This window comes from Ralstonia insidiosa (assembly GCF_008801405.1).
Lineage (GTDB): Bacteria > Pseudomonadota > Gammaproteobacteria > Burkholderiales > Burkholderiaceae > Ralstonia > Ralstonia insidiosa.
The window spans coordinates 1,385,564-1,398,394 of record NZ_VZPV01000001.1; the positions used below are offsets into that span (position 1 = coordinate 1,385,564).

Sequence of the window (12,831 nt, forward strand, 5' to 3'; positions counted from 1 at the left end):
TTCAAGGAGGGGGTCGCCATCTCGGGCGCGCCTTTCTTTGCTTACTTTCTTTGGCAAGACAAAGAAAGTGAGTCAGCCCCGGCAGGGGATGAAACAGGGGATCGACCAACAGCAAAAATCAAAGATCCGTCCGCAACTTCCAAAGCTCCGGAAACAACACCACATCCAGCATCTTGCGCAGGTAGCCCACGCCTTCGGTACCGCCCGTGCCACGCTTAAAGCCAATCACGCGCTCAACCGTAGTCACATGCCGGAAGCGCCATTGCCGGAACGCATCTTCCAGATCGACGAATTTCTCAGCCAGTTCATACAGTTCCCAGTGGTGCGTCGGATCGCGATACACCTCCAGCCAAGCCGCTTCCACTGACGCGTTGTACGTCACCGGCCGCGACCAATCACGCTCAATGCAATCCGCATCAAACGCAAAGCCATGGCGTGCCATGTAGCGCACCGCCTCGTCATACAGCGACGGCGTCTCCAGCGCAGCCTTCACCTGCTCGTAATGCTCCGGCCGATGCGCATGCGGCTTCAACATCGCCGCATTCTTGTTGCCGAGAATGAACTCGATCTCGCGATACTGATACGACTGAAACCCCGACGACTGCCCCAGGTGCGGACGCATGGCCGAGTACTCCGGCGGCGTCATCGTGGCGAGCACATTCCACGCCTGCACGAGCTGATCCATGATGCGCGACACGCGCGCCAGCATCTTGAACGCGGGCGGCAGGTTGTCGTTGCGCACGCAGTCACGCGCGGCACGCAGTTCATGCAGCATCAGCTTCATCCACAACTCGGTGGTCTGGTGCTGCACGATGAAGAGCATCTCGTTGTGATCCGGCGAGCGCGGGTGCTGCGCGTTCAGGATCTGGTCGAGCGCGAGGTAGTCGCCATAGCTCATCGACTTCGAGAAATCGAGCTGCGCGTTGTGCCAGCCTTCGCCTTCGTTGCCTTGCGCTGCGTGCATGGGGCAGCCCGATGCCACGGGCTTGATCGGTTCAATCGGATTCGACATCTCAGGTCACCAGCGTACGTTCGTTGAATTGGGCCGATTGCCACGCGCCGGTTTCCAGCACGTCGCGCAGGATTTCCACGGCGTCCCACACATCAGCAAAGCTCGTGTACAGCGGCGTAAAGCCGAAGCGCATGATCTGTGGCTCGCGGTAGTCGCCGATCACGCCGCGTGCGATCAGTGCCTGCACCACGGCGTAGCCGTTCGGGTGCTCGTAGCTGACGTGGCTGCCACGGATGGCGTGGTCACGCGGCGTGGCCAGCGTAAGCGGGAAGCCCGCGCAACGCGTTTCCACCAGCGTGATGAAGAGGTCGGTCAGCGCGAGCGATTTGGTGCGCAGCGCGGCCATCGACGTCTGCGCAAAGATGTCGAGCCCGCATTCCACCATCGCCATCGACGTGATCGGCTGCGTGCCGCACAGGAAGTGGCCGATGCCGGCATCCGCGTCGTAGCGTGATTCCATGGCGAACGGGCGAGCATGACCCCACCAGCCCGACAGTGGCTGCCAGAAGCGATCACGCAGAGCCGGTGCGACCCACACAAAGGCCGGCGAACCCGGGCCACCGTTCAGATATTTGTAGGTGCAGCCGATGGCGTAATCCGCCCCGCCTGCGTGTAGGTCCACCGGCACCGCGCCGGCCGAGTGCGCCAGATCCCAGATCGCCAGCGCGCCATGCTTGTGCGCCAGCGCAGAGACGGCCGCCATGTCGTACATGTGCCCGCTCTTGTAGTTGACGTGCGTGAGCATGGTGATGGCTACATCGTCGCCCAGCGCGCCTTCCAGCTCGTCCGGCGAATTGATCAGGCGCAGCTTGTAGCCGTCGCGCAGCAGATCGGCCAGGCCTTCTGCGATGTACAGGTCGGTCGGGAAGTTGTGCGTTTCCGAGACAATGATCTTGCGATTCGGCGCGTCTTCCCGCTGCACGCGGATTGCGGCGGCCAGCACCTTGAACAGGTTGATCGACGTGGTGTCGGTGACGACCACTTCGTCTTCGCGTGCACCGATTAGCGGGGCGAGCTTGTTGCCAAGGCGGCGCGGCAGTTCGAACCAGCCAGCCGAATTCCAGCTGCGGATCAGGCCGTCGCCCCATTCATCGGCGACGACTTCCTGTGCACGGGCCAGCGCAGCCTTGGGGCGGGCGCCGAGCGAATTACCGTCCAGGTAGATCACGCCGCCGGGCAGCGCAAAGGCATCGCGCAGCGGGGCGATCGGGTCGGCCGCGTCGCGTTCGAGGCAGGAGTTGCGGGTCAAAGTCATGGTGAGCGTGGGGGCGTTGAATTCGTTTTGAGGATTAGGGGAGGCGGCGCAGTACGGCGCGCACCGGGCTCGCATCGAGCGTGGCGAACTTGAGCGGTAGGGCGATCAGTTCGTAGTCACCGGCGGGCACTTCGTCGAGCACGAGTCCTTCGAGGATGGCCAGGCCGTGTTTGCCGACGGCGTGGTGCGCGTCCATGGTCTTGGAGGTCTGCGGGTCGAGCGAGGCGGTGTCGACGCCAATCAGGCGCACGCCATGCGCGGCCAGCAGTTCAATCGTTTCGGGCGCGACGGCGGCAAAGTTATCGTCCCACGTGGTCTGCGGCATCTGGGCGTACGTGCGCAGCAGCACGCGGGGCGGCGTGCCAGTCAACGCATCACGCACGTGTTCCGGCTCAACACGCGCGACGCCTACACAGTGAATGACGCGGCAGGGTCCGAGATAAGCGTCCAGCGGCACTTGCCCGATGGCAGCGCCGTCCGCGTGATAGTGCAGCGGCGCATCAGCATGCGCGCCCGTGTGCGGCGATAGTGTGATGCGCCCGACGTTGACTGGGCAGTCACCTTCGAGCTTCCACGCAATTTCCTGCGAAAACGGCGTGTCGCCGGGCCAGGTGGGCGTGGCGGTCGAGAGGGCGGGGCTGATGTCCCACAAAGTGCGTTCCAAGGCGGCTCCAGGGCAGAAAACTCGGTGAATCCGTGCCGAAATGATAGGGAAATCCGCGCGCAATGGGTTTGCATATTCGTGCGTGCCGTTCTACAGAATTCGCATAAAATTCAATAGACCAACGAAATCACGCAAAGAACCACGACAGATGCAACTCGACACCACAGATCTGCGCATTCTCCAGGTGTTGCAGGAGGATGGCCGCATTAGCAACCAGGACTTGGCCGAGCGCGTGGCGCTGTCGCCGTCGGCCTGCCTGCGGCGAGTGCGGATGCTGGAAGAGGGCGGCGCCATCACCGGTTACCGGGCGCAACTCGGCCGGGCGGCGCTGGGGCTGGAGCTGGAGGCCATCGTGCAGGTATCGATGCGGCAGGACGTGACCGGCTGGCACGAGACCTTCATGGCCGCCGTGCAGAGCTGGCCCGAGATCGTGGCCGCCTACATCATCACCGGGGATTGCAACTACATCCTGCGCGTGCAGGCGCCCACGCTGCAGCACTATTCGGAGTTCATCATCGAGCGGCTGTACAAGACGCCGGGCGTGATGGACATCCGCTCGAACATCGTGCTACGTACGATCAAAGACCGCGAAGGCGGTCTCGCGCTGCTGATGGAGTCACGCGGTGTGCGGCCGCTGGAGAGTGGGGCGGGCGCCGGCAAGCGCCCGCAGGGGGGCTAGCCGCCGATCGCCGTGAGCGATGAAAACGCGCCGCGATGGAATACCAGCGGGGCGCCATCTGGATCGACCACGCCACAGCGCTCCACCTCGCCAACGAAGATGACGTGGTCGCCTTCGTCGTAGCGGCTGCGGTTATGGCACTCGAACCACGCCAGGGATTGCGCGAGGATGGGCAGGCCGGTCGGGCTGAGGGTGTAGTCGACGTTGGCAAAGCGGTCGCCCTTGAGCGTAGCGAAGCGCTTGCATAACTCCAACTGGTCGGCGGACAGGATGTTGATGACGTAGTGCGAGCCGGCGTGGAACAGCGGGAATGAGTTCGCCTGCGTGCCGAGGCTCCAGAGCACCAGGGGCGGGTCCAACGACACCGAGTTGAACGAGCTGGCCGTCACGCCGACGAACGCCGGCTTGCCATGACCACCTTCCGCGCGCGTGGTGACCACGGTCACGCCGGTGGCAAACTGGGATAGCGCGCGCCGGAAATGCGCAGCATCAAAATCAGGCGGGGCGGCGCTGCGCTGTTGACGTTGATGTGCCGACGGCTTGCGCGCAGAAGATTCGCTGTCGCGCGCGTCCATGGGAATGGCTCCGTGTTGATCCATGCAAACGACCGAAAGTAATGCCCCAATTGTAACGGACGGCCGATAGGGCCGCCCGCGGGTAGGGCTTTGCATGGCACAAGGCGCACATGTCAGGATGTGCCTCGTCGGCCGACCAATGGCAGAGGGGCGATTTGGCGGGGCCAGTACGCCAACGCTTCCGTTGCCGTGGGCGGCCGGATGAAAAACGGGCGCGATATCAACACGTCATATTTTTGGGCGGAACGATTTGCGGGCGGCCTGGGCAAATGCAATTGCGCTGCCGCTTTTCCGCGTGCGGGGCTTCAATCTCACTCAGGAATGACATGCGCGGCACTCACCGCTGCATCTCAATCGCCTTCGGAACATTGCACTGATGATTTCAAGAAAAAATAAGGTCTTCATCCTGATGGCGGGCATGCTGGTGGCAGGTGCCAATGCGTACGCCTTCAACGGCAAGTGGCTGCAGCAAGCAACCCAGCGCGAAGAGGAAGCACTCAATGCCAGAATTGGCGTTGCCGTCATCGACAAAGAATCCGGCATGACCTGGAGCTATCGCGGCGATGAGGCTTTTCCGATCAACAGCACGCACAAGGCCTATCTCTGCGCAGCGCTGCTTGAAAAGGTCGATCAGAAACAGCTCGCGTTGAGTGATCGAACGACTCTCTCCAAGCGTGATTTGGTGGCCTACTCGCCGATTACCGAAACGTTACTGCCGCCACAGACGGCCTCCAACGCACAACTGTGCGAAGCCGCTGTGAGCCACAGCGACAACACCGCAGCAAACAAGGTGCTGGAGAAGATTGGCGGCGTGGATGGTTTTAACGGATTCATGCGATCGATTGGCGACCAGAAAACACGGCTGGATCGGAAGGAGCCCGAACTCAACGAAGGCACGCCCGGAGACCCACGGGACACCACAACGCCGGTGGCGGCCGTTCGCAGCCTGGATCAGATCTTCTTTAGCGACCATCTATCCAGAAGCTCAAAATCTGAGCTGAAGACTTGGATGGTCAATGACAAGGTCGCAGCGGATCTGCTGAGGAAATCGTTGCCGGCCGGTTGGGACATTGCCGACAAGACCGGGGCAGGTGGCTATGGGTCCCGCTCAATCGTGGCCGTCGTCTACCCGCGCGGCAAGAAACCGCTGCTGGTTTCGATCTACATCACCCAGACGAAGGCGACCCTTGGTGAAAGCAATGCGGCTATCGCCAGGATGGGGGCCATCCTGTTCAAGAGCATGCAGTAAGTCGAAAGGCCAACCCTTGTGGCGGGTCTTTCTGCCCAAAAATTGGAAGCAGACTCAGGAGAAAAACCTTGGAAAACCAACAAGACCGTCAACTTGAAACCGCCGTGTTGGGCGGCGGCTGCTTCTGGTGCCTGGAAGCCGTGTTCCAGCAGGTGCAGGGTGTACGCAGCGTCGTGTCAGGCTATGCCGGCGGCCACGTCGATCATCCCAGTTACCGCGCCGTGTGCAACGGCAACACGGGCCATGCCGAAGTGGTGGCCGTGCAGTTCGATCCTGCCGTGATTCCGTATCGCGAGATTCTCGACATCTTCTTTGCCATCCACGACCCGACCACGCCGGATCGGCAGGGCAACGATGTGGGGCCGCAGTACCGCTCGGCCATCTTTGCGCAATCGCCCGAGCAACTGGCGACGGCGCGCACCGCAATCGCCGAGCTGGGCGCCAGCGATATCTTCGAGGCCCCCATCGTGACGGAACTGGTGGACGCCGCCGACGGCAAGGTGACCTTCTGGCGCGCGGAAGACGAGCACCAGAACTACTTCCGCGATCACCCGGCGCAGGGCTACTGCGCGTTCGTCATCTCGCCCAAGGTGGCGAAGTTCCGCAAGCAGTTCGCGCACCGCCTGCAAGGGTAAGGAGCGGCCGGGGCTACGCCGCGTCTGCCGGCAGGCGCGCGGCGATGGCTTCGGCCAGCTTGATGCACGACAGTGGGGACGAACCCTCAGCCTTGTTGCTGACCAGGATCGTCACCTTGCGCCCGGCGGCCAGCGCGGCCACCGCCATGTCGGCCAGCGTCTCGCGCGAGAACGGGTCTTCATCGACGAGCTTGTCGAACGGCTTGTAGGCCGCTTCGGCTTGCGCATAGCGGTAGCGGCTGTTCAGGTTCCAGCGCACCACCAGCGGGCCGCCCGCACCCTCATCCAACAACGCCACGGCGGCGGCTTGCCGATCTGCCGCCGGCATGCGCTCGTGCAGGCCCACGCAGTAGCGCACGCCTGCCGCGCGCAGCATCTTGATGAAGCGTGGTGTGAGGAGCGTGGCGTCGCGCAATTCCACCGCGTAAACGGCATCCGGATTGAGTTGCGGATCGAGCGGCGGCAGCGCGGTCAGAAACGCTTCGAGCCGTTCCACAAAACCGGTGGCGTCTTCAGCCAGCGCGCCCAGTGGCGAGAGCTGGAACACCAGCGGCCCGCACCGCACGCCGAGCCCACGCGTGGCCGGATCGACAAAATCGCGGATCGCAAATTCTGCGTTCAAGAACGCGGGGTTGGCCATGCGGCCGCGTCCGTCCGATTCGCGAATCCATGCATCGCATACGGCGGACGTGGCCTTGACGGCAAAGCGGAAATCTTCCGGCACGCTGGCCGCGTAGGCCACGTAGTCCGCCAACGGAATCGGCGAATAGAAGCCTCGGTCAATGCTGACCGTGCGCAGCAGCGGATGCTGTGCGTAGGCCGACAGCCCTTTGCGCGCGAGCATCGAATCCGAATACTCGCCCGCATACACCAGCCCGTCCCACCCCGGGTACGACCACGACGACGTGCCAATGCGTAACCCATGCAGCCCACGCAGCAGGCGCTGCGCGAGCGCCGCCACCTCGGGTGAAACCGTGGCCGGCTGCACACCCTGGCGGGTGGCGGAGCGCTTGGGTTTGGCAGGTGGTTTGGCGGCCGCGTCGTCGCTGGGGGCGGGCGGTGCGCCAAACAGGTCGTCGATAGGCGGGCTGGTGGTCAAATGGTCACGCGTAGATAAAGCGGCGCGACCACGGGATCGATGTCGCCGACTGGCCGGCCTTCTGCAGCACGGTCTGGAAGATCGAGATCTCGTCGGCGTCAAAGGCATGTGCGCAGCCCGCCAGATAGACGCGCCAGATGCGGTACTTCTTCTCGCCGACCATCGCGCGGATGGTGTCGCCGTTGGCCTCGAAGCGCTCGGCCCAGTGCTCGAGCGTGCGCGCATAGTGGCGGCGCAGGCTTTCGACGTCAAGCGCTTCCAAGCCACCGTCCTGCGCGGCAGAGAGCGCCAGCGAGATATGCGGCAGTTCGCCCTGCGGGAAGACGTAGCGATCGATGAAATCGCCGCCACCCATCGCGGCCTCGCCGCCGTCGGGGTCGGTGGAGGTGATGCCGTGGTTCATGGCGACACCGCCATCGGCCAGCAGGTCGTGCATGCGGCGGAAGTACCCCGGCAGGTTCTTGCGCCCGACGTGCTCGAACATGCCGACGCTGGTGATGCGGTCGAACTGGCCGGCGAGGTCGCGGTAGTCCTGGATGCGGATTTCGATCTGGTCCTGCAGCCCGGCGGCGCGCACGCGTTCGGTGGCGAGGTCGTACTGGTTTTGCGACAGCGTCACGCCCAGACAGCGCGCGCCGTACTTCTGCGCCGCGCGCAGCACCAGCGCGCCCCAGCCACAGCCGATGTCGAGCAGCGTTTGCCCAGGCTGCAAGCGGATTTTGGTGAGGATGTGGTCGATCTTCTTGAGCTGCGCTTCGTCGAGTGTTTCGTCGCCGTTCTCGAAGTAGGCGCAGGAGTAGACCATGTTCTGGTCCAGCCACAGCTGGTAGAAGTCGTTGGAGACGTCGTAGTGGTACTGGATCGATTCCTTGTCGCCTTCCTTCGTGTGCGCGAAGTGGCGTACCACGCGAGCCAGCGCGTTGCCGCTCTTGGCGGCCGCCGCGGAGGCCAGGCCGTAGCTCACGTTGATGATGTCGGCCAGTTTGCCTTCCAGGTCGATCTTCTCCTGGACGTAGGCCTCACCAAGGTTGTTAAGCGTGGGGGACAGCAGCAGCGGCAGGGCGCTGGCTTCGCGCACGGTGAGCGTGACGCGCGGTTGGTCGAAGCGGCCGAGTTCGTACTGGTCGCCGTTCCATAGGCGCAGGCGCACCGGGAGGTTGGCAGATTCGCGGATCTCCTTGATCCACTGCTCGAGCTTGCGGTCAATCGCCTGTTGAAAAAACATGTCGAGGCCTCCCAGATGTGCACAGATTCGGGGCGGCCATCGGATTGCCGCCCGAACGGATCACAACGCATCACATTAGCTTACGACAAACTTTTCCATGCTGCTGTGCGGGTCTTAGGGGCGGCGCGAGGCCCTATCCACGTGGCAGCAAGCGCCGTGCCGGGATGACGCGGCGCGCAATAACCCATTGCGCGCGGGGCTCCATTCGGGCCATACCCGATCAGGGGGCCAGGCGGGCGATCTTCCAGGCGCCGTCGGCTTGCTTGCGATATTCCAGCCGGTCATGCAGGCGAGACGGACGGCCTTGCCAGAATTCCAGGCACGCGGGCAGCAGGCGGTAACCGCCCCAGTGCGGCGGGCGCGGCGGTGCATCGCCAAAGCGTTCGCGGTATTCGGCCTCGCGGGCCTCCAGCGTGGCGCGGTCAGGCACTTCGCTGCTTTGCTCCGATGCCCAAGCACCCAGGCGCGAGCCCAGCGGGCGCGAGTGGTAGTAGGCATCGCTCTCGGCTTCCGACACTTTCTCGACGATGCCCTGGATGCGCACCTGGCGCTCCAGCCCAATCCAGTGGAACAGCAGCGCCGCGTGCGGGTTGGCGGCCAGTTCCTCGCCCTTGTGGCTGGCGTAGTTGGTGAAGAAGGTGAAGCCGCGCTCGTCCAGGTTCTTGAGCAGGACGATGCGCGCCGACGGCTGGCCGTGCGCGTCGACCGTAGCGAGCGACATGGCGTTGACCTCGGCCACCTCGGCCTTGAGTGCTTCGTCAAACCAGCGGCGGAACTGGCGCAGAGGGTTGGCGTCGACGTCGGCAATGTCGAGCGAGGCGCGGGCGTATTCGGTGCGGATATCGGCGATGGAAGTCATGGTGCAAGGAGAAGCGGCATGCGAACGGGCCGAGTATAGACAAACGCGGCCGACCACCATTTGCGCATACGCAAGAGTGCCTGGCACGGTTCGCGCTTGTGCCGGGGTTCTGGCGATCTGTGATGCGCCACCTATATTGGCAATTCGGGCTGCGCGGCAGCACGCTCGCCCGATCCCCCGCAAAAGTTGCAAGAGGATGTCGAAATGGCGACCCATTCTCCTTCCCCTGAACCCGCAGATGCGCCTTTCGGGTTGACGCGCCGCCAGTGGTTGCAAGGCACGCTGGCTGTTGCGGCTGCCGGGCTGGTCGGCGCGCAGGTGCTGCACGCGGTGGCGCAGGCCCCAGGTGAGCCGCTCGATGCGTTCATGGCGTTGTCACAGGCGTTGACGGCCCGGCCAGCGCTGGACCGTGCTGTCGGCACGCGCTTGCTGGCGGCGTTGGGCAAGCCGGGCAGCGACTTTGTCGCGCAGTTGCGGCCGCTGGCGCAATCGCTGGCAGCCGGTGCGCTCTCGGAAGACCAACAGAAGACCGCGTTGCGCATTCTGGAGGCGTGGTACCTGGGCGTGGTCGACGGTAACGTCGTTACGTACGAACAGGCGCTGATGTACAGCGTGGTGTCCGACACACTGGTCATCCGCACGTATTGCCCCAACCAGCCCGGCTTCTGGGCTGAGCCCCCCGTCGAGAGGCAAGCCTGATGCCCGATACTCAACAAGCCGATATCGTTGTGGTGGGTTCCGGCGTGGCCGGTGCGCTGGTGGCGTACGAGCTGGCGCGTGCCGGCAAGTCGGTGCTGATGCTCGAGGCCGGCCCGCGCCTGCCGCGCTGGGAGATCGTCGAGCGCTTCCGCAATCAGGCCGACAAGATGGATTTCATGGCGCCGTATCCGTCCACGCCGTGGGCGCCGCATCCGGAGTATGGCCCGCCCAACAACTACCTGATCCTTAAGGGCGAGCACAAATTCAACTCGCAGTACATCCGCGCGGTGGGCGGTACGACCTGGCACTGGGCGGCATCCACCTGGCGCTTTCTGCCGAATGATTTCAAGCTGCGCAGCGTGTATGGCATCGCGCGCGACTGGCCCTTGCAGTACAGCGATCTGGAGCGCTACTACGGCCGCGCAGAAGAAGCGCTTGGCGTGTGGGGGCCGAATGATGAGGAACTGGGCTCCCCACGCAGCCAGCCGTATCCGATGACGCCGCTGCCGCTGTCGTTCAATGAACGCACCATCAAGGAAGCGCTCAACGGGTACGACCCGGACTTCCACGTGGTGACCGAACCGGTCGCCCGCAACAGCCGCCCCTACGACGGCCGACCGACCTGCTGCGGCAACAACAATTGCATGCCGATCTGCCCGATCGGGGCGATGTACAACGGCATCTTCCATGTGGAGAAAGCCGAGCAGGCCGGCGCGCGGCTGATCGAAAACGCGGTGGTCTTCAAGCTGGAAGTGGGCGCCAACAAACGCATCGTGGCCGCACGCTACAAGGATGCGAAGGGCGCCGAGCACCGTGTGGAAGGCAAGTGGTTCGTGCTGGCTGCCAACGGTATCGAAACGCCCAAGCTGATGCTCATGTCCACCAGCCAGGACTATCCCAAGGGCGTGGGCAACAGCTCAGACATGGTGGGCCGCAACCTGATGGACCACCCCGGCACCGGCGTGAGCTTCTACGCCGACCGCAAACTGTGGCCGGGCCGCGGGCCGCAGGAGATGACCTCGTTGATTGGCTTTCGTGACGGGCCGTTCCGCGCCACGCAGGCGGGCAAGAAGCTGCACCTGTCGAACATCTCGCGCATTGAGCAGGAGACGCAGCGCATCTTCAAGGAAGGCAAGCTCATCAAGCCTGCCGAACTGGATGCGCGCATTCGTGACCAGGCCGCGCGCTTTGTGGAGTTCGACAGCTTTCACGAGATCCTGCCGTTGCCCGAGAATCGCATCGTGCCGAGCGCGACCGAGGTCGACGCCATCGGCATTCCTCGCCCCGAGATCACCTACCGCATCGACGACTACGTCAAACGCAGCGCCGTGCACACGCGCGAGGTCTATGCCACAGCCGCCAAGGTACTGGGCGGCACCGACGTGCAGTTCAACGACGACTTCGCGCCCAACAACCACATCACCGGCGCGACCATCATGGGGGCGGACCCGAAGGACTCCGTGGTCGACAAGGACTGCCGCACGTTCGACCACCCGAACCTGTTCATCAGCAGCAGCTCCACCATGCCCACGGTGGGCACTGTCAACGTAACGCTGACCATTGCGGCGCTGGCGTTGCGCATTGCCGATCAACTGAAAAAGGAGGCGTGAGATGAAAGCGATCGCCTTTTTCCTGTTGCTTGCCAGCGTGGCGACTGTCGCTTCCGCCAAGGACACACCGGCCGACACCGCGCAGATCAAGCGCGGCGAATACCTTGCCATTGCCGCGGACTGCGCCGCCTGCCACACCGCACCGGGCGGCAAGCCCTTTGCCGGCGGCTTGCCCATGCCGATCCCGATGCTGGGCACGATCTACACCAGCAACATCACGCCCGATGAGAAGACCGGGATCGGCAAATGGAGCTATGAAGATTTCGAGCGGGCTGTGCGCAAGGGCGTGGACGACGATGGCGACAACCTGTATCCGGCCATGCCGTATCCCTCGTACGCGAAGATCAACGATGCGGACATGCGCGATCTCTATGCATATTTCCACTATGGCGTGACGGCCGTGCAGAACGAACCGCCGCCCAGCACGATCCGTTGGCCACTGAACATGCGGTGGCCGCTCAAGCTATGGAACCTGGTCTTCCTCAAGAGCGAGCCGTACATCCCCAGGGGCGACAAGACGCCGACGTGGAATCGCGGTGCCTACCTGATGCAGGGTCTCGCGCATTGCGGCACGTGCCACACGCCGCGCGGCTTCGCCATGCAGGAGAAGGCGATGGACGAGCGTGGCAAGGGGTATCTGTCGGGCTCGACGCTGGCGGGTTGGACGGCGTTCAACATCACGTCTGACCCCGTCAGCGGCATTGGGGCGTGGAAACCCGAGCAGGTCGTGCAGTACCTGCGCACTGGCAGCGTGCCGGGCGTGGCGCAGGCAGCCGGGCCGATGGGCGAGGCGGTGCAGCACAGCTTCTCGCGCATGACTGAACGCGACATCCTGGCGATGGCGGAGTACCTGCGCACCGTGCCCGCCGTCAGCAACAACCTGGAGCGCGCGCGGCAGGACTGGGGCAAGCCCGCCACCGATGTGACCGCGCTGCGCGGCAAGCCGATCGAAACCACCATCGACGCCGCACGCCTGTATCTCGGCAACTGCGCCACCTGCCATCAAGCCGATGGGCGTGGCACCCCCGACGGCTACTACCCGCCGTTGCTGCATAACTCCACGGTGGGGGCGCGGGACACGGGCAATCTGGTGCAGGTGATCCTGCATGGCATCGAGCGCAAAGCGGGGGACCGGCACATCGGCATGCCCGCGTTCGGGCGCGCGTTGTCGGACGCGCAACTCGCCGCCCTCACGAACTACGTGACGCGGCAGTTTGGCGATCCGGCCACGCCGCAGATGACGGCAGAGGGGATTGCGAAGCGACGCTGA

General features: G+C 63.9%; 13 protein-coding genes. 6 read left to right on the forward strand and 7 right to left on the reverse strand.

The genetic code is table 11. The features are described 5' to 3' along the window. Positions 1-118: 118 nt before the first annotated feature. The 3 genes from kynA to kynB are packed head-to-tail and all read right to left on the reverse strand — an operon-like array spanning position 119 to position 2,931. Positions 119-1,012 (reverse strand): tryptophan 2,3-dioxygenase, encoded by an 894-nt coding sequence (gene kynA, locus F7R11_RS06690; protein WP_021195210.1) that lies wholly within the window; start codon positions 1,010-1,012, stop codon positions 119-121. A 1-nt stretch (position 1,013) separates the two neighbouring features. Beyond that, entirely contained in the window at positions 1,014-2,267 is a 1,254-nt protein-coding gene (gene kynU / locus F7R11_RS06695) for a kynureninase (RefSeq protein ID WP_064802126.1), read from the reverse strand. 34 nt (positions 2,268-2,301) lie between these two features. Continuing rightward, positions 2,302-2,931, reverse strand: coding sequence for an arylformamidase (kynB, locus tag F7R11_RS06700; RefSeq protein ID WP_064802128.1), 630 nt, complete (start codon positions 2,929-2,931; stop codon positions 2,302-2,304). A 148-nt stretch (positions 2,932-3,079) separates the two neighbouring features. On the opposite strand from kynB, the gene F7R11_RS06705 reads away from it, so the two are divergent. Then, positions 3,080-3,610 (forward strand): Lrp/AsnC family transcriptional regulator, encoded by a 531-nt coding sequence (locus F7R11_RS06705; RefSeq protein ID WP_064802130.1) that lies wholly within the window; start codon positions 3,080-3,082, stop codon positions 3,608-3,610. Here F7R11_RS06705 and F7R11_RS06710 read toward each other — a convergent pair. Beyond that, the gene (locus tag F7R11_RS06710; RefSeq protein ID WP_021195206.1) at positions 3,607-4,185 is read right to left on the reverse strand and encodes a flavin reductase family protein; all 579 of its coding nucleotides are present in this window, start codon (positions 4,183-4,185) and stop codon (positions 3,607-3,609) included. The genes F7R11_RS06705 and F7R11_RS06710 overlap by 4 nt on opposite strands. Positions 4,186-4,561: 376 nt before the next feature. On the opposite strand from F7R11_RS06710, the gene bla reads away from it, so the two are divergent. Together bla and msrA are read left to right on the forward strand one after the other, a co-directional pair. Continuing rightward, complete coding sequence (bla, locus tag F7R11_RS06715; protein WP_064802132.1) at positions 4,562-5,434, forward strand: class A beta-lactamase; 873 nt, start codon at positions 4,562-4,564, stop codon at positions 5,432-5,434. Positions 5,435-5,502: 68 nt separating this feature from the next. Beyond that, complete coding sequence (gene msrA, locus F7R11_RS06720) at positions 5,503-6,069, forward strand: peptide-methionine (S)-S-oxide reductase MsrA (RefSeq protein ID WP_064802134.1); 567 nt, start codon at positions 5,503-5,505, stop codon at positions 6,067-6,069. A 13-nt stretch (positions 6,070-6,082) separates the two neighbouring features. Here msrA and F7R11_RS06725 read toward each other — a convergent pair whose 3' ends face one another. From F7R11_RS06725 to pdxH, 3 genes are all read right to left on the reverse strand, one after another. Then, positions 6,083-7,168 (reverse strand): DUF72 domain-containing protein, encoded by a 1,086-nt coding sequence (locus F7R11_RS06725; RefSeq protein WP_064802137.1) that lies wholly within the window; start codon positions 7,166-7,168, stop codon positions 6,083-6,085. Positions 7,169-7,172: 4 nt separating this feature from the next. Further along, positions 7,173-8,393, reverse strand: coding sequence for an SAM-dependent methyltransferase (locus tag F7R11_RS06730; RefSeq protein ID WP_064802138.1), 1,221 nt, complete (start codon positions 8,391-8,393; stop codon positions 7,173-7,175). 220 nt (positions 8,394-8,613) lie between these two features. After that, positions 8,614-9,252 (reverse strand): pyridoxamine 5'-phosphate oxidase, encoded by a 639-nt coding sequence (gene pdxH / locus F7R11_RS06735; RefSeq protein WP_064802140.1) that lies wholly within the window; start codon positions 9,250-9,252, stop codon positions 8,614-8,616. A 204-nt stretch (positions 9,253-9,456) separates the two neighbouring features. Here pdxH and F7R11_RS06740 point away from each other — a divergent pair, with 204 nt between their 5' ends. From F7R11_RS06740 to F7R11_RS06750, 3 genes are read left to right on the forward strand one after another with little or no spacing between them, the layout of a single operon-like run. Continuing rightward, positions 9,457-9,951, forward strand: coding sequence for a sugar dehydrogenase complex small subunit (locus F7R11_RS06740; protein ID WP_064802143.1), 495 nt, complete (start codon positions 9,457-9,459; stop codon positions 9,949-9,951). Further along, a complete protein-coding gene (locus tag F7R11_RS06745) occupies positions 9,951-11,561 on the forward strand; it encodes a GMC family oxidoreductase (RefSeq protein WP_064802146.1) in 1,611 nt (536 codons plus the stop codon). Before F7R11_RS06740 ends, F7R11_RS06745 begins: the two co-directional genes overlap by 1 nt. A gap of 1 nt (position 11,562) precedes the next feature. Continuing rightward, on the forward strand, positions 11,563-12,831 hold the full coding sequence (locus F7R11_RS06750) for a c-type cytochrome (protein ID WP_064802148.1): 1,269 nt from the start codon (positions 11,563-11,565) through the stop codon (positions 12,829-12,831).